Annotated in this window: 31 protein-coding genes; all 31 read right to left on the minus strand. The window is 31.0% G+C overall.

Features of this window, described 5'->3' with window-relative positions:
- Positions 1–79: 79 nt before the first annotated feature.
- A complete protein-coding gene (locus NSA23_RS15325; protein WP_042678535.1) occupies positions 80–835 on the minus strand; it encodes a DNA adenine methylase in 756 nt (251 codons plus the stop codon).
- A 249-nt stretch (positions 836–1,084) separates the two neighbouring features.
- Positions 1,085–1,288, minus strand: coding sequence for a helix-turn-helix domain-containing protein (locus tag NSA23_RS15330; protein WP_042678524.1), 204 nt, complete (start codon positions 1,286–1,288; stop codon positions 1,085–1,087).
- A gap of 455 nt (positions 1,289–1,743) precedes the next feature.
- Positions 1,744–2,970 (minus strand): N-acetylmuramoyl-L-alanine amidase, encoded by a 1,227-nt coding sequence (locus NSA23_RS15335; protein ID WP_050069664.1) that lies wholly within the window; start codon positions 2,968–2,970, stop codon positions 1,744–1,746.
- A gap of 21 nt (positions 2,971–2,991) precedes the next feature.
- A complete protein-coding gene (locus tag NSA23_RS15340; protein WP_042678523.1) occupies positions 2,992–3,291 on the minus strand; it encodes a hypothetical protein in 300 nt (99 codons plus the stop codon).
- Positions 3,292–3,307: 16 nt separating this feature from the next.
- Positions 3,308–3,610 (minus strand): hypothetical protein, encoded by a 303-nt coding sequence (locus NSA23_RS15345; protein ID WP_042678522.1) that lies wholly within the window; start codon positions 3,608–3,610, stop codon positions 3,308–3,310.
- Positions 3,611–3,656: 46 nt separating this feature from the next.
- A complete protein-coding gene (locus NSA23_RS15350) occupies positions 3,657–3,791 on the minus strand; it encodes an XkdX family protein (protein ID WP_081915126.1) in 135 nt (44 codons plus the stop codon).
- Complete coding sequence (locus NSA23_RS15355) at positions 3,791–3,988, minus strand: hypothetical protein (RefSeq protein WP_042678521.1); 198 nt, start codon at positions 3,986–3,988, stop codon at positions 3,791–3,793. Before NSA23_RS15355 ends, NSA23_RS15350 begins: the two co-directional genes overlap by 1 nt.
- Positions 3,989–3,995: 7 nt before the next feature.
- A complete protein-coding gene (locus tag NSA23_RS15360) occupies positions 3,996–4,268 on the minus strand; it encodes a hypothetical protein (RefSeq protein WP_042678520.1) in 273 nt (90 codons plus the stop codon).
- Positions 4,268–5,857: a BppU family phage baseplate upper protein gene (locus tag NSA23_RS15365; RefSeq protein WP_050069663.1), complete on the minus strand. Its 1,590-nt coding sequence runs from the start codon at positions 5,855–5,857 to the stop codon at positions 4,268–4,270. The genes NSA23_RS15360 and NSA23_RS15365 overlap by 1 nt, the downstream gene beginning before the upstream one ends.
- Before the next feature lie 16 nt (positions 5,858–5,873).
- Positions 5,874–6,110, minus strand: coding sequence for a hypothetical protein (locus NSA23_RS15370; RefSeq protein WP_042678519.1), 237 nt, complete (start codon positions 6,108–6,110; stop codon positions 5,874–5,876).
- Between the two features lie 12 nt (positions 6,111–6,122).
- Positions 6,123–7,982 carry a phage tail spike protein gene (locus NSA23_RS15375; RefSeq protein WP_257490742.1) on the minus strand — a complete coding sequence of 620 codons (1,860 nt, stop codon included), beginning with the start codon at positions 7,980–7,982 and terminating at the stop codon, positions 6,123–6,125.
- Positions 7,982–8,692, minus strand: coding sequence for a hypothetical protein (locus NSA23_RS15380; protein WP_042678517.1), 711 nt, complete (start codon positions 8,690–8,692; stop codon positions 7,982–7,984). The genes NSA23_RS15375 and NSA23_RS15380 overlap by 1 nt, the downstream gene beginning before the upstream one ends.
- Positions 8,692–11,445, minus strand: coding sequence for a phage tail tape measure protein (locus tag NSA23_RS15385; protein ID WP_257490743.1), 2,754 nt, complete (start codon positions 11,443–11,445; stop codon positions 8,692–8,694). The genes NSA23_RS15380 and NSA23_RS15385 overlap by 1 nt, the downstream gene beginning before the upstream one ends.
- The gene (locus tag NSA23_RS15390) at positions 11,445–11,897 is read right to left on the minus strand and encodes a hypothetical protein (RefSeq protein WP_187116610.1); all 453 of its coding nucleotides are present in this window, start codon (positions 11,895–11,897) and stop codon (positions 11,445–11,447) included. The genes NSA23_RS15385 and NSA23_RS15390 overlap by 1 nt, the downstream gene beginning before the upstream one ends.
- The gene (locus NSA23_RS15395; protein ID WP_042678516.1) at positions 11,870–12,175 is read right to left on the minus strand and encodes a hypothetical protein; all 306 of its coding nucleotides are present in this window, start codon (positions 12,173–12,175) and stop codon (positions 11,870–11,872) included. The genes NSA23_RS15390 and NSA23_RS15395 overlap by 28 nt, the downstream gene beginning before the upstream one ends.
- Before the next feature lie 16 nt (positions 12,176–12,191).
- On the minus strand, positions 12,192–12,701 hold the full coding sequence (locus tag NSA23_RS15400; RefSeq protein WP_042678515.1) for a phage major tail protein, TP901-1 family: 510 nt from the start codon (positions 12,699–12,701) through the stop codon (positions 12,192–12,194).
- Positions 12,702–12,714: 13 nt separating this feature from the next.
- Positions 12,715–13,122, minus strand: coding sequence for a DUF5072 family protein (locus tag NSA23_RS15405; protein ID WP_042678514.1), 408 nt, complete (start codon positions 13,120–13,122; stop codon positions 12,715–12,717).
- Position 13,123: 1 nt separating this feature from the next.
- Positions 13,124–13,489, minus strand: a complete 366-nt coding sequence (locus NSA23_RS15410) for a hypothetical protein (protein WP_042678512.1) — start codon at positions 13,487–13,489, stop codon at positions 13,124–13,126.
- Positions 13,486–13,794 (minus strand): hypothetical protein, encoded by a 309-nt coding sequence (locus tag NSA23_RS15415; protein ID WP_042678511.1) that lies wholly within the window; start codon positions 13,792–13,794, stop codon positions 13,486–13,488. Before NSA23_RS15415 ends, NSA23_RS15410 begins: the two co-directional genes overlap by 4 nt.
- Entirely contained in the window at positions 13,791–14,123 is a 333-nt protein-coding gene (locus tag NSA23_RS15420) for a phage head-tail connector protein (RefSeq protein WP_042678510.1), read from the minus strand. The genes NSA23_RS15415 and NSA23_RS15420 overlap by 4 nt, the downstream gene beginning before the upstream one ends.
- Positions 14,124–14,149: 26 nt before the next feature.
- On the minus strand, positions 14,150–15,064 hold the full coding sequence (locus NSA23_RS15425; protein ID WP_042678509.1) for a hypothetical protein: 915 nt from the start codon (positions 15,062–15,064) through the stop codon (positions 14,150–14,152).
- A gap of 19 nt (positions 15,065–15,083) precedes the next feature.
- A complete protein-coding gene (locus NSA23_RS15430) occupies positions 15,084–15,713 on the minus strand; it encodes a DUF4355 domain-containing protein (protein ID WP_097668007.1) in 630 nt (209 codons plus the stop codon).
- Positions 15,714–16,043: 330 nt separating this feature from the next.
- Positions 16,044–16,175, minus strand: coding sequence for a hypothetical protein (locus NSA23_RS15435; protein ID WP_257490744.1), 132 nt, complete (start codon positions 16,173–16,175; stop codon positions 16,044–16,046).
- Positions 16,176–16,187: 12 nt separating this feature from the next.
- Entirely contained in the window at positions 16,188–16,430 is a 243-nt protein-coding gene (locus NSA23_RS15440; protein WP_042678508.1) for a hypothetical protein, read from the minus strand.
- 2 nt (positions 16,431–16,432) lie between these two features.
- Positions 16,433–16,738 (minus strand): hypothetical protein, encoded by a 306-nt coding sequence (locus tag NSA23_RS15445; RefSeq protein ID WP_042678507.1) that lies wholly within the window; start codon positions 16,736–16,738, stop codon positions 16,433–16,435.
- A gap of 68 nt (positions 16,739–16,806) precedes the next feature.
- On the minus strand, positions 16,807–17,757 hold the full coding sequence (locus tag NSA23_RS15450) for a hypothetical protein (RefSeq protein WP_042678506.1): 951 nt from the start codon (positions 17,755–17,757) through the stop codon (positions 16,807–16,809).
- 39 nt (positions 17,758–17,796) lie between these two features.
- Entirely contained in the window at positions 17,797–18,696 is a 900-nt protein-coding gene (locus NSA23_RS15455; protein ID WP_042678505.1) for a minor capsid protein, read from the minus strand.
- Positions 18,689–19,996, minus strand: coding sequence for a phage portal protein (locus NSA23_RS15460; RefSeq protein ID WP_246119155.1), 1,308 nt, complete (start codon positions 19,994–19,996; stop codon positions 18,689–18,691). Before NSA23_RS15460 ends, NSA23_RS15455 begins: the two co-directional genes overlap by 8 nt.
- Positions 19,996–21,255, minus strand: a complete 1,260-nt coding sequence (locus NSA23_RS15465) for a PBSX family phage terminase large subunit (RefSeq protein WP_042678504.1) — start codon at positions 21,253–21,255, stop codon at positions 19,996–19,998. Before NSA23_RS15465 ends, NSA23_RS15460 begins: the two co-directional genes overlap by 1 nt.
- Positions 21,242–21,715, minus strand: a complete 474-nt coding sequence (locus NSA23_RS15470) for a terminase small subunit (RefSeq protein WP_257490745.1) — start codon at positions 21,713–21,715, stop codon at positions 21,242–21,244. Before NSA23_RS15470 ends, NSA23_RS15465 begins: the two co-directional genes overlap by 14 nt.
- A 31-nt stretch (positions 21,716–21,746) precedes the next feature.
- The gene (locus tag NSA23_RS15475) at positions 21,747–21,911 is read right to left on the minus strand and encodes a hypothetical protein (RefSeq protein ID WP_187116609.1); all 165 of its coding nucleotides are present in this window, start codon (positions 21,909–21,911) and stop codon (positions 21,747–21,749) included.
- Between the last annotated feature and the right edge of the window lie 68 nt (positions 21,912–21,979).

The following is a 21,979-nucleotide window of genomic DNA, read 5'->3' on the forward strand; positions in this document are numbered from 1 at the left end:
CCTTCGGCACCATTACTATTCGCACAAACTTATATTTTTAAGAGATTAAAAGACTAGCATTACATTAGCTAGTCTTTTTTTAATAATTAGTTATAATCAATTCTTTATATTTTCTTCTTCCACTATTCCCATTTGAAACTGAATATCCAACTTCAACATTTCTAAAATTAAAATCTTTATACCATCCTCTAGTTTTTTCATGATCATTAATAGTTAATAAAAATTTGCCTTTAATATTTTTTAACTTATCCCTTAATAATAAATGTTCTTTTTCTCCAAATTCAAAACCATATCCTGCAGTTTCAAAATAAGGAGGATCGCAAAAGAAAAAAGTATAATCCCTATCATATTTTTCTATAATCTTCTCAAAGGAAAGATTTTCTACATAAGTATTTCTAAGTCTTTCTTTTATATCTCCTAATACATTTTTATAAAAAATTTGTGGACATGGCCTAGTATTAGTTCCATAGCCATAATGATTTCCTTTTCCAGCAAAACTTTGAGATATTAAATATAAAAACCTTACTGCTCTATGAATTTCTGTTAAATAGTCTATAGTATAATTCTTGTATTCTTCAAATATATCTCTTCCAGAAAATTCATACTCTAACATCCTTTCAATTTCTGGTGCATGATATTTCATCATTCTAAATAGATTTATTAATTCTTTATCAATATCATTTATGACTTCAACTTTGCTTTTTTCCTTTCCAAAATAAACCCATCCAGCTCCAAAAAATAATTCAACATAACAAGTATGTTCAGGAATCATTTCTATAATTTGTTTTCTCAATCTTGATTTTCCGCCTAATCGTGTAATTGGTGGTTTTAACATAAGCATCATCTCCCACCATAATTATATCAGAACATACGTTCTGTGTAAATACAACAAAAAGGATAAACATACTAAAAAACATGAGCAATTATCTTAATAAGCCTATATTTAGCTTGTATCAAGCTTTAATATAATTAGAATGTAATTGTATTGTAGGGTTAAAATAAATCATATACAAGGAGAATAGAAGGTCGGTTTTGTGCAAGTTTAGCTAAAATAAGAAAAAGGCTCTAGATTGATTTCTAGAGCCTAAGATTTAATCTTTAATAAATCAGATTTTAAAAACAAAGTAGTGTTGCCAGCTTTTTTAATTGGAAGTAGTTTTTTCTCTTTAACTAATTGATTAATATACTGTCTAGAACAACTTAATAGTTTTACTGCTTCTGAAGTAGTCAAAACTTCACTAGAAATATAATCAATTAACTCTTTTTTAGTTTCAAAATTATATGACATAATTTAATTCCCCCTATATTTTTTCTGTGCAAGTATAAAGGTTATTATAGATATTCCTAAGTTTATAATTTTAAATATAAGATTAGTATTTACAAATGCCGATATTGTATTTAGGATAGAGCTAATTAATAATAATAATATAATTATATTCATTTGATTTAATGGGTAAGATATTATAAAATATATTTAAGGGAGAGGGGACTTCTCCCCTCTAATTGGAACTTATTTAATATCTAGCAACTTCTCAATCAATCCGATAAGGGCAATTATCAAGTTGATTATGGCTGTTGCTAGTATTAAATTAAGTTCCTTTTCTTTTTCTTTTTTCTTACCCACTCTCTCACCTCCTTTAATTATATTATATCAAACTACTTGACGTAGGTCAAGTATAATTTAAAACTATTTTGGTTCTTTCTTAAATAAAAAAAGACCTGGTAATTAAACCAGGTCATAAATTATATCACTATAGCTTCAAATCCATCTTTCTTTAATTGTGCAACTAGGTTGTCCGCATTTTCTCTCTTACTAAATGCACCAGTTTGAACTTTATAAAGCCCTCCATCTTGCACTATTATAGCATCATAACCTTTACATCTTAATTCATCAACTAACTTTTGGGCATTGTCTCTTACACCAAATGCCCCTACTTGAACTCTGTATAATCTGTTTTTATCTGAATCTTTATTTTTTATAACTTCTTCTATCTTAGCAAAAGTATTCTTCCCTGGTATTCCATCTGCTGTAAGTCCATTATCTCTTTGAAAAGCTATTACTGCATTTTTAGTACTATTACCAAAGACTCCATCAATACTTCCTACATTGTAGCCTAGTTTATTTAAATTGCTTTGTAATCCTCTTATTATAGAATCCATTTTATTTAGTGTATTAGGCCCTGCTATTCCATCAGCAGATAGTCCATAAGCTGCTTGAAATCTTCTTACTGCATCTGCTGTGCCTGCACCATAGATTCCATCTATAGATACCCCTTTGTATCCTAAACCGTTAAGGTTCATTTGTAAATATCTTACTTCTGTTCCTCTACTGCCTATTTTTAATATAGTAGATGTATCATTTCCTCCTGAAGTAGGTGGCGTAGTTTCTGTTCCTAAGTCTTTATATGTTACTCCAAAATATTTACAAACACCTTTGGCAATTGCCTTAGCACATTTCCATTGATAATTTTTATCAAGCATTAAATTAGCTTCTTCTAGATTATCCATGAATCCACATTCAGCTAAAGTGGATGGCATCCTGGTGTTTTTTAGCACTGCAAGATTTGGTCTTTCTTTAATCCCTCTATTTCTTAATCCAGTTTCTTTTATTAATTCATTTTGCATTAGACTAGCTAATTTCTTACCATTACTTGAGCTTGGATGATATAAAGTTTCTATTCCTCCATGACTTCCCCACACGCTTTGAAAAGCATTATAGTGTATAGATATAAATAAGTCTGCATTAGCATTATTAGCTCTGCTTGTCCTTGTATTTAAAGGTGTATCTTCTTCAGTATCACTTACGTATAGAACTCTAAATCCATTATATCTTAATACTTCGCCTAATTTCTTAGCAGTTGGATAATTAAATTCCCACTCTTTTATTACTCTACCATTTGACATTTTTGGTGTTCTCTTTCCTGGTGTATTGATACCATGTCCATTATCTACAGCTATAAGTTTATTCATTATAAATCCTCTCCTTTTAAGTTAGTTTAAATTAGCTTTTTCTTTTTCTGCATATGGATCGGCTACAATCTCATAAGCACCCATTGAGGTTAAACTCACTAATATAGCATTTATTACTGTTAAAACTATGCCTTCTATGCCTTGTCCACTTTTAGCAAAAATAAAAGTAAGAATTAATGCAATTATGAAAGCATATATTCTTACTACTTGATCACCAAAATTCTTCTTTATAATACTTTTTGTGAATTGGACTACTATACTTACTGCGGCTACTAATCCTGCAAAAGTTGCAAGAGTTTCGGCTGTCATAAATTCATTCATATAAAATCACCTCCTTTCACTTAGAAATAAAATAAGTGACTGCCGCTGTAGCAATCACTGTGATTATTGTCTTTATTAAATTCTCCCAGTTTTGAGCCGGTTTAGATTCTAACTTATCAATTTTATTATCTAGTCTATCTATTTTTACTTCTAGTTTTTCAAGTGTAGAAGTCATGTTTTTCATTTGCTCATTATTTGCTGTAAAATCTAGTTTTGTTTCTGTTACATCTTTCTGTAATCCTTCTACTACTCCTTCAACTTTAGTAAGCCTTGTTTCTACATTCTTTATATAAATGCAATCTTTACAGTCGTCATTCATTTTCTACCTCCAAGTTAAATGATAATAAATATAAAAAATAAGCCCTTTAAGGCTCTAAATAATCTTCTTTAGTTATTTTTTTATACTCTTCTTTAGTTATACAACCCCATCTAGCAGCTTCATAGACATCTTCTTTACTCAAGTAATTCATGTTGTAGAATAAATTATAAAAATCAAACATTAAGCATTACCTCCTAATTGTTGAACTTTAATATTTAATTCACTCACTGTTTTAGCTAAATTTTGTATAAGCATGTCTTTCTTTTTATTATCTATAGCTAAATCTGCAATTTGTTTTGACATGATTTGCTGAGGATTAGCATTTTTTTCTTTTTCCTGATCCATTTCCTCTTTAGTTTTCCACTTTATTTTAGCCATATTTAATTTACACCTCCTGCCAATTTGGAAACTTTTCTTCTTCTGTTGCATTTTCATCAATGAAATTTAATAGTTCAACATATAAAACACCTTCTAATCTTTTAGCACTGATAATAGGATTTATATCTAATATTGTTTCTACTTCATACATAATTCCATCAGGCATAGAAGAAAAGTCAAATGTATCACTCATATTATCTGTTGTTACTGTTATTTTTTCTTTTTCAAATTTATATTCTATCTTTCTATCTGATCTTTGAGGTGAAAGAAATATTTTCATTATTTCCACCTCCCTATTGCAAACGCACTTACCTTAGTTTCAGAGTTTTTAAAAGTATCTGCTTCTTTTGAATGTGCATAAATTTTAACTTGTTCATTAGACTCATAAAAGAGGATAATTGTATGTCTACCCCTAGCATTAACATTTGTAATCTTTGAAGTAGCTTGAATAAGTGGTATTTCAATAAAAGAAACAGGAAATATCCAGTATTTTGATAGTGTTTTTTCATGTTCATAGTTTAATTCAAAAGTAGGTATATATCCTATTGCTGTCCCATCTGAAAACTTAATATAACTCCCATTAGAGTTCTTTCCGCTTTCAACTATGTGGTATGGTCCATCTTTGTGTGACCAAAGTTCTAATTTGAGAGAATTTATCTCACTTTTATTATTAACAATAGTGTCTTTATTTCTCTCTATTTGGTCTTTTTCTGCTTTTGTGATGTGAATATCTTTGTTTCCAATATGAGCAGATATGGATCTGTTGTTGTTAGAAACATTACCTATTATATCTGTTATATCCTCATCAATCATTCGAATATCATTTTTAAGATAAATAAATTCTTTTGCACTAGCAGGTCGATAGTTCAAAGCTTCTATAATATGCTCTGCAGTTAAGTTTCCAATATCTCCAGGATTACCTTTCTGCCCTCTTAAATCTACATACTGATATTCACTATCACCTTTCAACCTTACACCTAATTTAGTACTATTCCAATGGAATTCTAAATCTTTACCGTTGAATTGCGAAGGATTGGCAATCCAGCTTTCAACTATTTTACGGTTCTGTTCTCTCTTCTTTTCATTAGCTATCCTAGTATTTTCATTTGCCTTTCTAGCATCTTCATTTTTCACCCTTTCACTTTCTGATGCAATCCTTTTACTTTCATTTGATTGCCTAGTATTTTCTACGGTTTTACGGCTTTCCTCACTTAACTTTCTGGCGTTTTCTGCTGATATTCTACTACTTTCTTGGGATTGTCTAATACTTTCATTTGATTGTCTTTGTACTTCATTAGACTTTCTTTCTTCCTCATTCTTTTGCCTTTGAGATTCAGCAGACTTTCTTTGGGATTCATTTTGTTCTCTTTTATTTTCTGTTTCAGCTCTTTTACCTTCTGCTACAACTCGCTTATTCTCTGCTTCTATTCTTGACTTCTCATTTTTAGCCGCTTCTACTAAGATAGCTAGCAAAGGTCTTTCATCTGATTTTTCTACAATATCATCTGTTGCTATTGTATCCTCTACTAATAAATCAAACTTCTTTGTAGATATAACTTGTTCTCCTTTTGTTAGCACGATTTCAGATTCTACTTTACCAGGTTGTAAAATAACACTTGGATAGACTATCTCATATTTCCCTTGTTTTATATTTGTTTCTTTTGCTCTAACCATATAAGTTTTTCCATCTGCCGGTTTTGCATAAAAGTCTAATTCTATACCCGTAGTATCTGTTACTACATCATTTTTTAGAATTTGTATCTCCAATCCCCTACTTTTATGGTCTCCCTCTTTTCCTACAATAGCTTCTATTATATCATCATTGATATTTAGCTTTAGTCTCTGCAATCCTAAGTCTTTTAAATCCAAATTATCACCTCCAGGATTATAAATATTTATTTAAGTCTACAGTTTCTTTTAACTTTATTTTTTCATTTACTACCTTAAATTGCTCTACATTATCAAGTACATAATCATCTCTATCTACAACAATGTAATCCCAAATCTTGCTAAAATCTTCTTCATCATCTCCATAAAACCCCATATCCGATATACCAGTCTGATAATTTTTTATTTCACCAGTTCGTTTAGAATAGAATAAAGTCATTTTATTATCCATCATATTATCACCTCCCTATGCTGTAACTATCATTATTCCTGCGACAGGACCATATCTTCTAGAGTTATTTTTACAATTATAGTTAGTCTTATATCCCATTACAGGGTACTCCCATTCTCCGTTGCGGAATCGTGGCTGAACTGGCCTATTATTAGAATCATGACCTTGTGTTAAAACTATCCTGTGGATAGTTGCTTCATTTGAAGAAGCTTGCATACTATCTGAAATAGACAATGCAACAGACCAATTTTTATTATTAAATTCAGGACCTAACGATATCCATTTATTTGTAGGAGCTTGGCCATCTGCTCCAGCTGAAAATTTAATAATTTTAGTCATATAATGATAGGAATGTTTAGTTCCTGCATCATATCTTTCAAAACCATCATAAGAAAACTTTGAATATGAATTATCTTTATGCATAGCTTTAATAAAATCATTTGTAAGTATTATAGCTCCTGACTCTCCTCCTACTCTAACAGTCCCTTTTTCCATGTCAAAATACACAGTTCCATCTAAACTTTGGAAAACTCCAGCCTTAATTAATCCTGCATTTAAAACTCCTGTCGTGATAAAGTCGCCGACTATATGTCCATCTTGAGTTATACCAATGTTAAAATCTCCATTTATACCATTGCTAGAATGACCTAATCCATTTATATTCCATCTCCAAATATTTTTAGCTTTTTCTAAATCAAGATTATCAGTAATTAATAATTCCATAGGTCTGCCTAAGTTATCTTTTTTAGTTATAATAACTCCACCATCTGGATCTTTAATTTGCTCAGTAATATCTTTAATCATTGAATTTATATAATCAAAACTTGGTTTAATATCTTTCTCTATTGAATCTGACACTTTTTCTGAAGTAGCTTGTAACATTGTGCGTGGCTTATCTCCAAAATTAACTTTTAAATATTTATTAGCTATAGGATCATAAGTATATGAAGTAACCATGACTCTTTTGTAAATGTCATAATCTTCATAATAAATCAAAGCTGTGTCATCAATTGTAAATTCATACTCCTTAACATCATCAGTTACATCTATACTAAAGCTTTCATCAGGCAAATCAATTCTTTGTAACCTGAATATATCTTCACCATATTTAATTAATTCTTCTTTATTAGTTACTTTTTCATCCTGTACTTCTCTAGCATCTCCATAAATTCCTGAATATTCATCAATTAGAGGACTATCCACTATTGCAGTAATAACTCCATTATTACCTTCATCATCTTCAAGTTCTCTAGTTAAGAATAACCTAGTAACTACGTCTTCGCTATCTTCATCAATTTCAAGATCATTAATATTTTTTCTTTTAGCAACTAAAAACTCTGTATCTCGCCCAAACCTTTTTTGAAGTTTTATGTCAAAGTTATCCATAACTAAAACTCCGCCCCATTGGCCAAGTATACTATGCTTGCCTTCGGCTAATACACTCATAGCATTTTGGTATCCTGGAGCATTAAACATATGGGATTCTGTTATATTACTTGAAAAAGTATAATTATGAGGTATCTGTAATGAATTATTGAATCTTTCTAATATAGTACTTCCTATTACATTTGAACTTTTAATATCTTTTGTAATGTTTTTATCCAATAAAAAAAAGATATGTTTAGCATACACTTCAACATACCCTTTCATTTTCTTGATTTTTGATAAATAAAATGCTTGCTTTTTCATATATGGTACATCTGCATAAAATATAGTTGATTTTTTAAAATCTTTATATTTATCATCTACTAATGGATATTTAAACTCTAAATCAAATTTACCATTTCTTTCATGAGTGATTTTAGCATCAAAAGCTTTCGAAAGTAATGTACCACCTTTAAATACCGTAGTACCTGGTGAAAAATATTCAATCATTATCTCCACCTCCATCCTATATAAAGTTCTAACTTATTTATGTTCCCATCAAAATTAATTATATTTTCTCCTGGATTAATTCTAAAAAAGTTACCTGATAACCTTCTTGAATTAGCTCTTAATCCATTTTTATCGAATATATCTATCTCTTTACAGTCAATAATTAAATACTCATCAACATCTAATTCCATTGTTTGATTATTGATATAAATCTTACCTTTACCACTTCCAAATACCTTAATTCGAGGAAATGTATATACATTTCCAGGATTAATTATTGTTTCTTTGTTTTCAATAATAATATCATTAGAATTTCGATATTTAAAGGGTTGCAAATCAATAGTAATTGTTATCTCTCTATTATCACCAACGATAATATCATCTTCAATTTTTGATATAAGACCGTATCTATATTTATTATTATCATCTGAATACATTACTTTAATTTCTTTTCCTACATAAAATTCATTCATAAATCTGTTGTATGAGTCTTTAGAATTAATTAATAGCCTACTAGTTCTTTCAAAACCTGCATAAGCATCTTCAGACACTTTAGTAAATCCATCTTGGCCATAAGCTTCTGATTTTTGATATTTTAAAGAACTAGGCTCTTTCTTGCCTAGTTCTAATACTCTTATATTGTCCTTTAGTGTACTAAATTTATCTAATATGATAAATACATCATTAGTTACATAGTCACAACTATTCATTATCCAAAAACCACCTCTCTGGAAATTTGCTCTGCTAAATCCTTGCCTATCTCTTCAGTATCCCTGGTATCATAAATGTTAGCATCTTTCATTTCAACTTTAATATATTGATTGCCGCCAATATTTTGAACATCACTATCAAACTGATTATTTACTCTGGCCGATTCTTTAGCATATTTCATTGAAATATCATGAGGTATTACTATTGAACCATTTGGTAAATAAGTTAATTCACCACGACCTCCTTCATTCATCCTAGCAAATCCACCTGGCCAATCATCAGTCCCCCTATAAAGTTGTGGAATTCGTGATATGTTAACCCCAGGTATCTTATTAATTATCCCAATTGCTGCGTTAATTCCTCCTGTAACACCATTTACAAATCCTTTAACCTGATTAACTAAATTACTTACAGCATTACCTATGCCGCTAAACACTCCATTGACAAAGCCTGTTAACCCTGTCCAGGCATTCCTAATTGCCGCAAATACTCCTGTTGTAACTGATGATACTCTGTTCATAATGCTTGATACTATGCTATATATCTTATTAAATACACTGCTTACTGTTGATGATAAAGTGCCTATAACAGAACTTATTCTATTTATGACTCCCGCTATAAATGTATTAATACTAATAAATACTCCAGTAATTATTGTATGGACCGTTGTAAATATACCAGTTACAGCTGCAATAATTGGTGTTATAACTGATATTACACTGGCCATAGTATTGGCTACAAATACAACAATAGGTATTATTATGGCCATTACCGAATTAATTATCATACCTACAAAAGCCACAATAGGCTGTATCGTTGATATAACTACTGATACAACATTAACTACAACCGTAATAATACTCATAATAATTGGAATCATAGCTTTAATTACTGCAATAATTACATTTAAAATTGCTACTACCCCCGGTGCTACAGTCTGCACAATATTCATTACGGTGCTTATTACTGTTGTTATCGTAGGTATTAATGCTGACATTAAAGTAGATATTAAAGGTGTTAGTTGAGTTCCTATATCAAAAATTATCCCTATGATTGAAGAAATTATTGGTACTAATTCATTAAATATACCAATTAATACAGGTAATACTATACTTGCTATATTCATAATAGCTTGAGCTACAGTGACCGCTACATTAACAAGCATCATAAAACCATTAACAACAAAAGGTAAGGCTGATACTGCTAAATCCATGAATGAAGATTTTATTATCTCAAAAGTTGGACTCAAAAATGAACCTATCGAAGTGGCTAAATTTGTAACTACTGATATGACTTGACTAAATGCATCTTTTAAGTGTGGGATAATTCCACTAGCCATTTCAGCGATATACGCCCCTAAGTTTTTCATTTTTTCTAGGAAGCTATCCCCTGGTACTAATGCATTTATGAGTACATAAGCTAGTCCAACAAATGCGGAACTAATTAATCCTACAGGACTTAATAAAGCTCCACCAAGTTTAGCTCCCATGGATATTAATTTACCTACCCCATCTGTCATAATTCCTAATGCCCACATGGCAGGGCCTATCGCTATCGCAATGCCTGCTATAGCTACAATGGTTTGTAAGGTTGAATCGTCTAGTTTCCCTAATTCAATTATTAAACCAGTAATTTTGTCAACAAATTTACGCATGGGTCCTTCTGCTGTTTCGAAAAACCTTAGTTGTAGTTCTTCAACAGCACTATTTAAGTTTTTAAAGCTACCATCTAAGTTATCATCCATAGTCTTAGACATTTCTTCAGTAGCACCTTTTGAATTATAGAGCTCTTTTTCAAAATTCTTTAATTCACCAGAACCTTCATTAAGGAGTAAGTTAACACCCTTAAGTGATTCTTGCTGAAAGATACTTGATAAGGCTGCGTTTTTCTGTTCATCCGTCATCCCTTTTGTTGCTTTTTCCACATCAACCATAATATCTGACATAGACCTCATTTTTCCTTGAGCATCATAAATAGCTACTGAAGTGCCTCCAATTGCAACAGCACCATTTTTAGCGTTCTTCTGTAAATCACGATACATTGCATTTAAAGTTGTACCTGCTTTAGATCCTTTAATACCTTGATTCGCAAACATACCCAATACTGCCGAAGTCTGTTGAATATCATGCCCAGCAGCTGCAGCTGCTGGACCTGCATATCTTAAAGCATCTGCCAACTGCTCTACATCATAGTTAGCATTAGCTTGAGCATATGCAAAAACATCAGTAGCTATAGCTGCATCTTTTGCGTCTAAACTAAACATTGACATCATATCAGTTACAATATCTGAAGCTGTAGCAAGTTCTAATTGGCCCGCTGTAGCTAATCCCAAAACATGAGGTAGTCCATCCATCATCTGAGTAGTATCCCAGCCTGCTAAAGCCATATATCCTAATGCATCAGCTGCCTCACTTGCACTATATCTAGTTGTGGCTCCCATTTCTCTTGCAGACTTTTCTAGCTCGTTTAACTCGCTTCCAGTTGCACCTGATAAAGCTTGTACTTTACTCATTGATGCACCGAAAGCTCTACCAGTGTCAATACTTTTCTTAGCAAAAATAGTCAAGGGAGCAGTAGCTAACATTGTCTTAGTTCCAAATCCTTGCATCTTTTTGCCGCCATCAGATATTTTAGTTCCCATACCGTCAACTTTTCCATTGAAGTTTTTAATTTTATTTTGGGACCTTTCAAATGCATCTTCAAAACTCTTAGAATCTCCAGTGATTTTTGCACTTAGAATATAGTCAGCCATTATCTACCTCCTTTCTTTTTAGGTGTTGTCATACCATTAGCTCGATAGATTTTATCCACCCATGATTTGCCTTCTTTTTCTTCAGTTTTTATTACAGAATCCATACTAAACTCTGCAAAATCTTTATCTAATTTCTTTTGTTTTTTCTTCCATAACTCAATAAATTTCTTGTTTTTCTTTCTTAAAGCATTATTTACTGCATTAAGAGTTGCATTTCTAAAATGTGTTGTATCTGAGACTAGTTTTGTTTCCCAGGCTTTCATGATGAATAGTTTTTCTTTAGGAGTTAGAGCCAAATATTCATCTTTTGAATAGTTAAAATTGACTACAAAAAAAGCGAAGTCTATCTCATCTTGATAGTCCTTCGCTAATTCTTCATATTCTAAATCTCTCTCACCATTACCGCCTAGGTACTCAAATTCAACTAGTCTACTTGGAATAAAAAAGGGCAATCTTTTTCAATTGCTCCCATAACCATTTGATTAACTTTCATATATCCTTCTGTTTTTATTAATGATTCAGCAACATCCATTCCTTGTTGGGGGCTTACTCTATTTCCACTATCATTGAATAGAGCAAAACCAAAGTATATTTTTAACTCTTGAATTGATAAGAAGCCTTCAGTCTTTCTTACGCTTGCAACTAGAGATTCTTTTGTAACTGCCTCTATTTGCTCAATTGTCCTAATATTATATTTTAATTCATATGTTTTTCCATTTACTTCAATCATCTATTTCGCCTCCTAATTAATCTTCTACTCTACTATCATCACCAGGCATTTGATTAGCATCTTTATCTGATAAATCAACTAGTGCTCCATTGCCTTCAAGTGCAATACTATATGTCATTGCATCATCATAAGGTGCTTCTAAGGAATAATCAGATACATATGCTAATCCACCAAACATTCCCTCTTTTTCTCTAGCATTTATTACTTTTATACAAACAGGCTTGCTTTCTTCAAATGCCTTTCCCAGTAATTTATGTGTTTCATCACTAGGTACATAAAGCCCATCATTATCAATTGACCACTCTTTCATTCCCACAATTTTTGATTTCCAACCACCTTTTGTGTCTTTAGATGATACTTCTATTGAATCTGCAGATCTGTTTATTGTTAACCCTTGTTGTCCACTAACTGCTAATAATTTAGATCCATCAGCATTAAATACAGCTAGTAATATATCTTTACCAGCCAATGCCTTTGTTGCGGTAGAGTCAAAATCACAATATAAATTATCTTCAAAATTTGCCATTAATTACTACCTCCTATTTAATTTTAAATCCATAGCATATTTTAAATTCATATGCTAATATTGCATGTTTTTCATTTGTTTCATCTGTTTGAATTCGTTGAAGGCCCTGACTAGTTTGTTCTAATATCCAATATTCCTCACCTATGTCTATTCTTTCAGTCATTGCCTCCTCTAGTTCCTGGATAAGCTTATATATTCCAATTGAGCTACCTCCAGGCTCCGCTATGGCATGTACGAACACTGTAAATACATCAACATACATCGTCTTAGTATTTTCTGGCCTTAATCCCACAATTTCAGCATAATAAAAAGGGCTTGGTGCATCTTGTGAGATATCATCATAACACCTAAGTCCTGTTTTACTTTCAATTTTTTCTTGTATTGCTTTATAAAAATCTATGAAACTTAATTTTTTTAACATTTTATCTCCTCAATTCAGTCAGTAAATCATTTCTATAAATCTTTCTTTGAGCTTCAACATTATTTCTTAAATAATACTGCCCTTGCACATAGCCACCACCACGTGTTCTATGCCCATACTCTACATGTGGACCATAATCTTTTGTATAACCAAATTGGCCAGAAAAACTTTTACCAGGGTTTGCTTTAGTCGTTTTCCTTGATAATCTTAGTTCACCACTGTCAACTGGAGTTCCAGGTGGATGAGCTCCCCTGTTATGCATTTCAGCTAAACTCTTATTCGCTACATTTTTCCATGCAGTACTATTCTTTTGTAGTAATTTTCTTGATAACTCTTCAGTCCCTTTAAATTGCAATGTTAATTTCATATTCTAAATCCCTTTACTACAAATAATATCCATCTGCCCAGGTCTTTTTTGCTTAAAATATCATATTCATTATTATCTATAGATATTTTAACTATATCTTTTAAAGGCTCATTTAAAGGTTTTACAAGTATCTTTCTTGAACCAGATGTAATATCTCTACCATAAATATTTACATCATCAGCAGTCCATTCTGTTGTTCTACACTCTTTTACATGAATAGGTATATAACCAAATATTTTATTACCTAGTTCATCTTTATTGTCTGTAGGGATCTTCTTAATCAAATCTGCTTCAAAATACCTCATATAAACCTCACCACATTTTTAAAACTATCTTTTTCTTTATTGTATAGATAAGCTTGAATCTCTTTTTCATACTCTTCCAGGATATTGTCTACAAATTTAGTATTAATAGTATCTATTTTTTCAGTTTCAATACCTTCATGATATCTTCTTCTCCAAATCTTAATTACTGCGTCAACTAAAATACTTTCAAATTTATCAGGTAATTTATCAGTATTTAGTCTTAAGTTTAACCTATCTTCTACAAGCCTTATAGATTCCTTTAAGAAAGGCTCATCTGCCTGGTTATCTTCACCAGGTAAACGAGCTAACACTCTATCTAATATTTCCAATTAAATCACACCTTTAGTATTCAATTTTATCCTTCAATGGGTGGAGCTTCTGGTTCTTTAATGCCTACTACAACTACACCATCAAGCCTTTCAGCAAATAAAGTTGCTCCACTTAATGCTAAAGTTTCAACAGTAACGTTATTATTTACATTGTTGTGTGTAATGCCGATATATCCTGTTTCATCTGAAGTTAAATTAAATGTTTTCCCTAATTCAGAACCAGTAACAGGGATATAAGCAAATACCACGTTTTCTGGTGCAGTTGCATATATTTTCCCTTTAGGAACTGAAGTATTAGTGATAACAGTTACATCTGTAAATCCTTCTACAAATGTTAACCCGAATTCTTTTTGTATAGTTAGCTTAGCATCGCCATTATAATTAGCTACATCTAAAGGATTAACAAATGCTATAGTATTTACTGCATCATCTTCGAATAATGTTTGAACTTGACCCCATGCTTGAGCTAATGCTGCCTGAAGTCCTACTCCTTCAGCTCTGCCAGTTCCAGTAGCTAAGAAAGTAAATAAATCAGCTCTAATATCTTTTTGAATTTCTTTTAATAATAATTCATCAGTTTCGGCAACAGCTTGGTCAAAACCATGTCTTTGAATAGCCTCTCCGGATACCGCCTTTCTAAATTTCTTAAGTTCAATTTCATAAGTTTTATCAGGTTTAGTTTCAACCTTAGATAATGGTATTACTTCACCTTCTCCTACTTTATCTTTTTTAACATTTTTTACAGCTTTATAAGTTTTAATAACCATACCAGATGCCATTGGTATTTTTCTTGTAACACCTAAAGCTTCTAATAGTTTTGTAATGTTTTCTCCAAATCTATTAGCAAAATCAATAGATTGTACCTTGGCTAAATCTCCTGTTACAGTTAAATTTTCCTCTGCAAATAACTGCAGATTCATTTTTTGTAATGACTTATCCATAAATTAATCTCTCCTTTTCTTATTCATTAAATAAATGTATATTTTCTTTAATCTTCTGTTGTCTTAGGCCCCTATCTTTAATTTGCATAATCTCCTCTTTGGTAATACCTGATGTAGTCCCCCTTTTCTCATTAGGGTTCTTAATTTTTTCTAACACTGCCTTTTCTACTGCTTCCTCAAACATATTAGCAAAGCTTTCAACATTCTCTTTAGTCTTTTCTGCATCATCTGTTACTAAGGTACTTAATAACTCATCATCTATTGATACATTTCTTTCTTTGAGCATGTTTCTTGCAGTAGATGTCATTTCATTTAGTGTATTAGCTTTTCTTAATTCGTCTAGTTCCTTTTGTAATTGATCTCTTTCATATTCTGCTTTCTGTTGTGCATTCATATCAGCTAGTTTCTTAGCTTCATTTATTTCTTTTTCTTTCTTTTCCTGCCACTTTGCAAATTTTTCATTTATTATTCTGTCTAAATCCTCATCAGAGTATTTTTTATCATCTTCTTTTTTTTGATTTTCTTTGGTATCTAATTTCTTCTTATCTTCTTTTTCAGTATCTTTGTTTACTATTTCTTCTGTTTCTTCTTCCTCTGCAAATAACTGCAAGTTCATTTTTGGTAAACCTTTCTTCAAATCTTTAATCATTTTAATCTCTCCTTTTTCCCATTAAGTTTAATGTCTGTAATGCTTAGACAATCCATAAAGTTTAATGACATTAATGCTTGGTCATATTTGTTGCATAAAAAAATAAGCCTGTTTAATGTCTGTTGCTTAAAGACGGTTATTATATGTTCAACTCTTTTGTAAATATACTTGAGTTATCTTTTATAATTTGATATAAACCCTTTGCTAGCTGATCTACTATAGCTTCCTCATCATCTAAGGCAAAATCAATTTCTCTATCATAAACTATTCCATGAATAATCTCATGTATTAATGTTTGTACGTGCCCTTGGTTGTTTCTTAGTGTTTTATCTATGAGTATCTCAGTATTCTCAAAGTCAATAGCCCGTATGCTCTTTGATTATTCATAGTTATAAGTGGATTATCTACCATTTTTATTTCATACTCAATCCCACTAATATTAATTTTATCTGATATTTTCAATTAATCACCTCCCTAGCAATTACTCCTACAATAATGATTTTTTAATCTTTTATCAGTTAAAACACTTTTATTAGGTCTAATCTGTAACACAGGCTTATACTTTTGTTTCTCTTTATTATTCACTTTTGTAAAATTAAAAATCCTTTGAAATCCCTTAAAAGCTTCTTGCATGGTAATAGATGCAGCTTTAACAGCTTCAATTATATTATCAACTGCCTGGTTAATTTCGCAAATAATATATTTATCTATAACCATAATTATCCCAACCTTTCATTAAGCTTTAACATTTCTTTTCTTAGTTCTTCCCTCTTTTTACTAATCTTTTTATATCCTTTTTCAGAAGGCTTTTTATTGTACTCTAATTGAAGCCTATTAAGTTCTTTTTGTAACCTCCTGGTATTACTATTAGTTCTAGCTACTTCATATTTAGCCTTACACTTAGGACATTTAAAATAGCTTTGTTCGATTCCTTTTCCTAGTTTCTTTACTTTTACCTTAATGCTAAATTCTTTACCGCATTTATCACACTCTACTATTTTTACAGGCTGTATTCTTGCTTTCATTCCACACTCTCCTTTTTAATAAAATAAAAGCAACCCCATAATTAGAGTTGCTTAAATGTTTTTGTTTATTATTCAAGTACTTTATACCCACCTGTAGCTTTCCTTTTTGCTACCCGCTTGCCAAAGTTATCGTAAAAATTCACTATTGCAAATTTTTCACCTTTAGATCTATCTGTGTTGATTAATATTTGCTCTAAAGCGTCTCCTACCTGAGTAGCAAACCTTTCTTTTTCGTGTTCTGCTGAGTGGTACCATGCATCACTTACTATTACTTTAGCATGTTCTGAATCGGTAGGTTCTATGATATCAATAATGACACCATTACCTATTTCTATTAGCTCTGCTTTTAATTCTTCATAATTTTTATCACTTACTTCTTTAGCTGTAGCTTTGTCAGGATATGCAATACTTTCAGTTGTATAAATTATACTTTTACCTTCTTTACCACCTTTGTTCTCTTTTGCATATTTCCCTTTCAACTTTTCTCCATTTTCTCCATATACCTTTTTAACATTGTCAGGTTGTTTTACTTCATTATTATTAAATCTAAGCCAAATATTTCCTGCTAGATATCCGGGCTTAAACTTATCTTTAACATCAAATTTAACATTAGCTTTCCCATCTTTAACTGTTATATTTTCTGACACTGATTCTAAATCGCCTGATAAAATTGTTACCTCAAGTATTGAGCCATCTACAACATTAGTATCAATATCAATGCTAATTTCATTTTCATTTGTAACTATGGTTGGCTTTATGTATATATCTAAATTAACCTTTTCTTTGCTAGGCTTTGATGTTTCTTTTACGTTTTCAGACTCTACCTTAGTTTTAGATTCCTCTTTTGGTTTCTCCTCATCTGTATCTAACATTATTCCACCAGTAACCAATAATACCATGCCTATTAAAAGAGTTGCCCCATACTTTTTTACAGGCTTTTTTCTAATTAAATTAACTATTATCATTATCAGTCCTACAGCTCCAACTAATAACCCTAATAAAATCAATAATATGTCCATCTATCTGTCCTCCTTTATTCATCTTTTACCTATATCTTATCATAATTTTACAATAAAGGAAGACCGACACCATGGATGCATTGGGGGAAAATTAACTCCTGGCTCTTTGTCTTTAAATAAAAACTCTTGGCCATTAAGCCCTTCACATACTTCAGATGTCCTTTCATCCAGGATAGCATCATAAATATAAGTATCATATCCCATGTCTTCAAATGGCTTGGCCATAGCCTGATTTTGAATAAAAGTACCTTCGGTATATACCAATCTCTTTATGTTATTCTTGCTTTGTTTCAAAAATCTTTCCTCTAGCATTTTACTTAGTTTATTATAATCATCTCCTCTAATTATTCCGTTTTTAAAGTCTGTAGTAAGATAGTCTATCAGCTTCTCTTTATTACCCCATATCCTATCAGAAAAATTTTTATTATTTAACCATGCTCTATTTACTAAATCTTTAACCAAGGCATCATTAACTGATAAAAAATTGTCACCAAAGCCCATATCCTTTAACATCGCATTATAAGTAGATGTATAGCTTTTAGATAAATGTTTTAATATTACTTCTTCCTCTTTTACACCCAACTCAATTTGTTGTTTGGTAATTGAGTACCTTAAAGAGTCTAATCTATCTAGTTTATAAATACTTTCCCTAATAGGCTTTAAATGTTCAAATTCAGGATGAACGTCAAAGAATTGTTCCATGTCCTGGAGTAATATTTTTCTCTCTTTAGGATCTAACTCTACTAATAAATCTCTATATTCAATAACATTATCTGTGCCATATTTAGCGTAATAAGAAGCTATTTCTTTGTCTAATTTTGCAGCTTCTTTCTCATACTCTTTTATCATCTTTTTAAGAAGTTTTTCTTCATTTTTTTCTAAATTCTTAAAATATGCCTTCTGTCTCTTTCTCCAATACTTTGGATTAATTTTACTCATCTAAATCAACTCTATTCCTATCAAAGTCATACTCATTATCAATATCGTATTCGTCGTTGATTCTATCAACCTCATCTTTAGCATTATCGACAATAGATAACACTGATAAAGCTGTTTCTTTGCTTGTTACGCCTATTAGGTTTTTAGCTATTTGAGATTCTTCTAAGATATTAGCAGGATAATTTCTTGTAAATTGATATTTAATACCAGTCCATTCGTCACCTTTGATTGGAGTTATACTAGTATTGGCTATCATCTTATACCTTCTATTTAATCCGGATGCAAATTTTCTTTCTTTAGTTTTGGCTAAATTCTCCATGCTCTGCAATTTATATTTAAGAGCTATACCTGACTGCGTACCAAAAGTTTCATCATTGATATTCATAACCATTGATATTTGAAATATTAGTTTTTCTAATCTATTAATTAGGTTCTCTTGAGTTTCATCTGCGTTTGGCTTTTCTAAAAACTCAACTATTAACTTATCGATATCTCCACCAGCCATGTTTATAGTTCTAGAATCTCTTAGTTTTTTAATCGTTTTATCATCTAATTCAGCACCTAATATTTTTAAATATGCATCAGCAAAATAATCAACATCATTAGCTTTTTCAGATAAACCTTTATTATAAGCATTTATAAGAGTTTCCACGCCTTCAAATGCTCCTATCTTTTCTTCGTTCTCTACATATTCAATAATAGGTATATCTCCAAACAAATGAGGTTTCTCGTCATAAAAATATAATTTACCTTCATCGTTTTCTCTAAAGTAAATTATTTGATGTTTATCTGAAAAACTTCCCTCAAGTTTTTTATCAGCATTATTATAATACCTAACTCCAAACATAGGCTTTCCTACAATACTATTATCGTATACAACAAAAGCTTCTTGTGGTTCTATATAAGTTATGCCTAGCATTCCATCACCATCTATAAATACCATCTCATAAGCATGGCCATAAATGGAGCATAACTTGGAAAGTTCTGCATTATTATCATCCTGATCATTAAACTTATCTACAAAATCAAGATAATTATTTATTTCATCTGATTCATGGCTAACTTTTATTGGTATACCAATAAAAAAACCATTCAGTGTATCAACTATATATTTAGCATAGTTTACAACTAAACGGTTATCAGGCTTATATTCTTCCTTCTTTTTTTGGTGTAATATTGGATGATCTCCTTTATACATTTTCTTTAATCTATTGTATCTTTCATGACTTGATTTATGCTTATTTATTAATTCTAGTAATAATTCCTCAGTCATCTCTGTATCGGATTCTAGGATAAACACTATAATATCCCCCCTTTGTATGTTTTTATAATTATCTTAGATTTTCTACATTGCAATGAGTACCTTAAAGCATCCATTAAGTGATTATTCTTGTCTTCAGGATCATTTAAATATTTACCTGATATCTTATCTCTTTTATAAGCATAGCTGTAAAACTCTTCTTTAGTGTTTATACAGTTAGTATGACATATAATTTGATAATTCTTTAATTGCTCTATTCCTTGTTTTACACTTCCAGGACCTTTTTCACTTTTAGTTATTCTTCTTATACCATAATCATCTCTTAATTCATCAATTAATCTTCCTTCAGCATTATCAGCTACTATAATTGATTTTTGATATCCTTTTTTCTTAATCATTTTTGCAATTTCTTTTGTACGCATTCCAACTTCATAATGCTCATCTATAATATAAATCTTCTCATTTTCCTCATCTAATAGTGCAACAATTAAGGCTGTAGGGTCATGCTCATATCCAAAGTCTAAACCTATTAACAATTGCAATTGTTCTTTTAATTTCTCCTGGATGTCAAAAGGTTCAAATATAACATTTTCAAATACTAAACCTTCAGCAACTCCCCATTCTCCATCACACACTATTTTGGCTCTTCTAGGATTAATTTTATATAATTTTTCATATCTTCTAATTGTGTCTTTGTCCAAGAACTCATTTATTTTATATGTTGTTGTTAAAGTAAATATATCCTCATCTTTCACATCAAAGAATTCACTCTTTAGCCAATGATGTTCGCTCCATGGGTTAAATGTAAGTATTACTTGCCTATAAGCGTTAGGGTCATCAATAATACCTCTCATAGCTTCAACTACAGTATCTAGTTTATCTCTGTTTTCTAATTCATAAGCTTCCTCTACCCATAAATGAGTGATAGTTCCTTGTTCTAATTGTATTGAAGTCATTTTTAAAGGATCATCAAACCCTCTAAATAAAATCTTTTGCCCTGTTGGTAAATAAGTAGCTTCCATAGGACTTACTGTGAATGTCCATAAATGAGACACCCCTAATCTATGAGTGGCACTTTTTAACCCTACATATACACTATCCCTCAAAGTATTCTGGTATCTTCTTGCGGCTATTACATTCATCCAGGGGTAAGCCATCATTTTACTTATAATTTCTATTTGTGTTGTAACTGATTTTTTAGATCCTCTAGAGCCTTTAATGACTTTATAAAACTTCTTAGTATTCCAGGCTTTATTGTAACCCTGTCCTATTAGTTCTTGTAAGCTAATCTTTGTCATTTTCATCATCGTCTGGTATATCAAATATTATCTTTGGGACCTTTATATCTATATCTTGCTTATCAGTAAACAAACTATACCTTCTCCCTATGAGTTCGGCTGCTCTTATTCTGTCTTTTACTGATGTCCCTTTTGGTACCAATTCTTGCACTCCTTCACCTATTAAAATTGGAGTTTCTTCTGCTATTTCTCCTCTCATTATAGAAGTTAAGTATTTTAACACTTCATCAGCTTTTGCGATTTGTTTATCCTCTATTTCTTTCATTTTTTCATCAATATAAGATTTAATGTAAGGTTTTGTAAGGTTTTCGTTTCCTGTTTGTCTAGCCGTCTTTTTACTATACCCTGCCCTTATAGCTGCTTCTGTGGCATTTCCTAATTCAATATAATAATCACAAAATTTCTTTTGTTTTACTGTTAGTTTTACACCCATATCACCACCTACCTTAAATTTATGCATGAAAAAAGAGCCTTGTTAATAGGCTCTTCAATTATTTATTTGATGTTTCTTCTAATAGTTCTATTATTCTATCTAGTTTATTATTTGTTTCAGTAATATCTGATACATAAGTATATACACTATTCACTTCTGATTGAACGCTTGAGACTTCTTGTTTTATATCCTCCAACATAGCCATTAAAATATCTTTATCCATCTCTCTCTCCTCCCTTCTCCTTACTTACTTCTACAGAAAAAGAGGAAATCCTTCTTTATTCTACTGTC

It is taken from the genome of Anaerosalibacter massiliensis (genome assembly GCF_024623155.1).
Lineage (GTDB): Bacteria > Bacillota > Clostridia > Tissierellales > Sporanaerobacteraceae > Anaerosalibacter > Anaerosalibacter massiliensis.

What these genes read in the sequence shown, in the direction of transcription:
- NSA23_RS15395 (WP_042678516.1), bottom strand. Translation starts at nt 12,175, where the DNA reads ATGATTGAAGTAAATGGAAAAACATATGAATTAAAATATAATATTAGG.
- NSA23_RS15475 (WP_187116609.1), bottom strand. Translation starts at nt 21,911, where the DNA reads ATGGATAAAGATATTTTAATGGCTATGTTGGAGGATATAAAACAAGAA.
- NSA23_RS15430 (WP_097668007.1), bottom strand. Translation starts at nt 15,713, where the DNA reads ATGATTAAAGATTTGAAGAAAGGTTTACCAAAAATGAACTTGCAGTTA.
- NSA23_RS15340 (WP_042678523.1), bottom strand. Translation starts at nt 3,291, where the DNA reads ATGAATGAATTTATGACAGCCGAAACTCTTGCAACTTTTGCAGGATTA.
- NSA23_RS15350 (WP_081915126.1), bottom strand. Translation starts at nt 3,791, where the DNA reads ATGTTTGATTTTTATAATTTATTCTACAACATGAATTACTTGAGTAAA.
- NSA23_RS15330 (WP_042678524.1), bottom strand. Translation starts at nt 1,288, where the DNA reads ATGTCATATAATTTTGAAACTAAAAAAGAGTTAATTGATTATATTTCT.
- NSA23_RS15335 (WP_050069664.1), bottom strand. Translation starts at nt 2,970, where the DNA reads ATGAATAAACTTATAGCTGTAGATAATGGACATGGTATCAATACACCA.
- NSA23_RS15380 (WP_042678517.1), bottom strand. Translation starts at nt 8,692, where the DNA reads ATGAATAGTTGTGACTATGTAACTAATGATGTATTTATCATATTAGAT.
- NSA23_RS15375 (WP_257490742.1), bottom strand. Translation starts at nt 7,982, where the DNA reads ATGATTGAATATTTTTCACCAGGTACTACGGTATTTAAAGGTGGTACA.
- NSA23_RS15325 (WP_042678535.1), bottom strand. Translation starts at nt 835, where the DNA reads ATGTTAAAACCACCAATTACACGATTAGGCGGAAAATCAAGATTGAGA.
- NSA23_RS15400 (WP_042678515.1), bottom strand. Translation starts at nt 12,701, where the DNA reads ATGGCAAATTTTGAAGATAATTTATATTGTGATTTTGACTCTACCGCA.
- NSA23_RS15445 (WP_042678507.1), bottom strand. Translation starts at nt 16,738, where the DNA reads ATGAAAGCAAGAATACAGCCTGTAAAAATAGTAGAGTGTGATAAATGC.
- NSA23_RS15425 (WP_042678509.1), bottom strand. Translation starts at nt 15,064, where the DNA reads ATGGATAAGTCATTACAAAAAATGAATCTGCAGTTATTTGCAGAGGAA.
- NSA23_RS15410 (WP_042678512.1), bottom strand. Translation starts at nt 13,489, where the DNA reads ATGAAATTAACATTGCAATTTAAAGGGACTGAAGAGTTATCAAGAAAA.
- NSA23_RS15345 (WP_042678522.1), bottom strand. Translation starts at nt 3,610, where the DNA reads ATGAATGACGACTGTAAAGATTGCATTTATATAAAGAATGTAGAAACA.
- NSA23_RS15355 (WP_042678521.1), bottom strand. Translation starts at nt 3,988, where the DNA reads ATGGCTAAAATAAAGTGGAAAACTAAAGAGGAAATGGATCAGGAAAAA.
- NSA23_RS15405 (WP_042678514.1), bottom strand. Translation starts at nt 13,122, where the DNA reads ATGTTAAAAAAATTAAGTTTCATAGATTTTTATAAAGCAATACAAGAA.
- NSA23_RS15370 (WP_042678519.1), bottom strand. Translation starts at nt 6,110, where the DNA reads ATGATGGATAATAAAATGACTTTATTCTATTCTAAACGAACTGGTGAA.
- NSA23_RS15385 (WP_257490743.1), bottom strand. Translation starts at nt 11,445, where the DNA reads ATGGCTGACTATATTCTAAGTGCAAAAATCACTGGAGATTCTAAGAGT.
- NSA23_RS15470 (WP_257490745.1), bottom strand. Translation starts at nt 21,715, where the DNA reads ATGCATAAATTTAAGGTAGGTGGTGATATGGGTGTAAAACTAACAGTA.
- NSA23_RS15465 (WP_042678504.1), bottom strand. Translation starts at nt 21,255, where the DNA reads ATGACAAAGATTAGCTTACAAGAACTAATAGGACAGGGTTACAATAAA.
- NSA23_RS15440 (WP_042678508.1), bottom strand. Translation starts at nt 16,430, where the DNA reads ATGGTTATAGATAAATATATTATTTGCGAAATTAACCAGGCAGTTGAT.
- NSA23_RS15360 (WP_042678520.1), bottom strand. Translation starts at nt 4,268, where the DNA reads ATGAAAATATTTCTTTCACCTCAAAGATCAGATAGAAAGATAGAATAT.
- NSA23_RS15455 (WP_042678505.1), bottom strand. Translation starts at nt 18,696, where the DNA reads ATGAGTAAAATTAATCCAAAGTATTGGAGAAAGAGACAGAAGGCATAT.
- NSA23_RS15450 (WP_042678506.1), bottom strand. Translation starts at nt 17,757, where the DNA reads ATGGACATATTATTGATTTTATTAGGGTTATTAGTTGGAGCTGTAGGA.
- NSA23_RS15415 (WP_042678511.1), bottom strand. Translation starts at nt 13,794, where the DNA reads ATGAGGTATTTTGAAGCAGATTTGATTAAGAAGATCCCTACAGACAAT.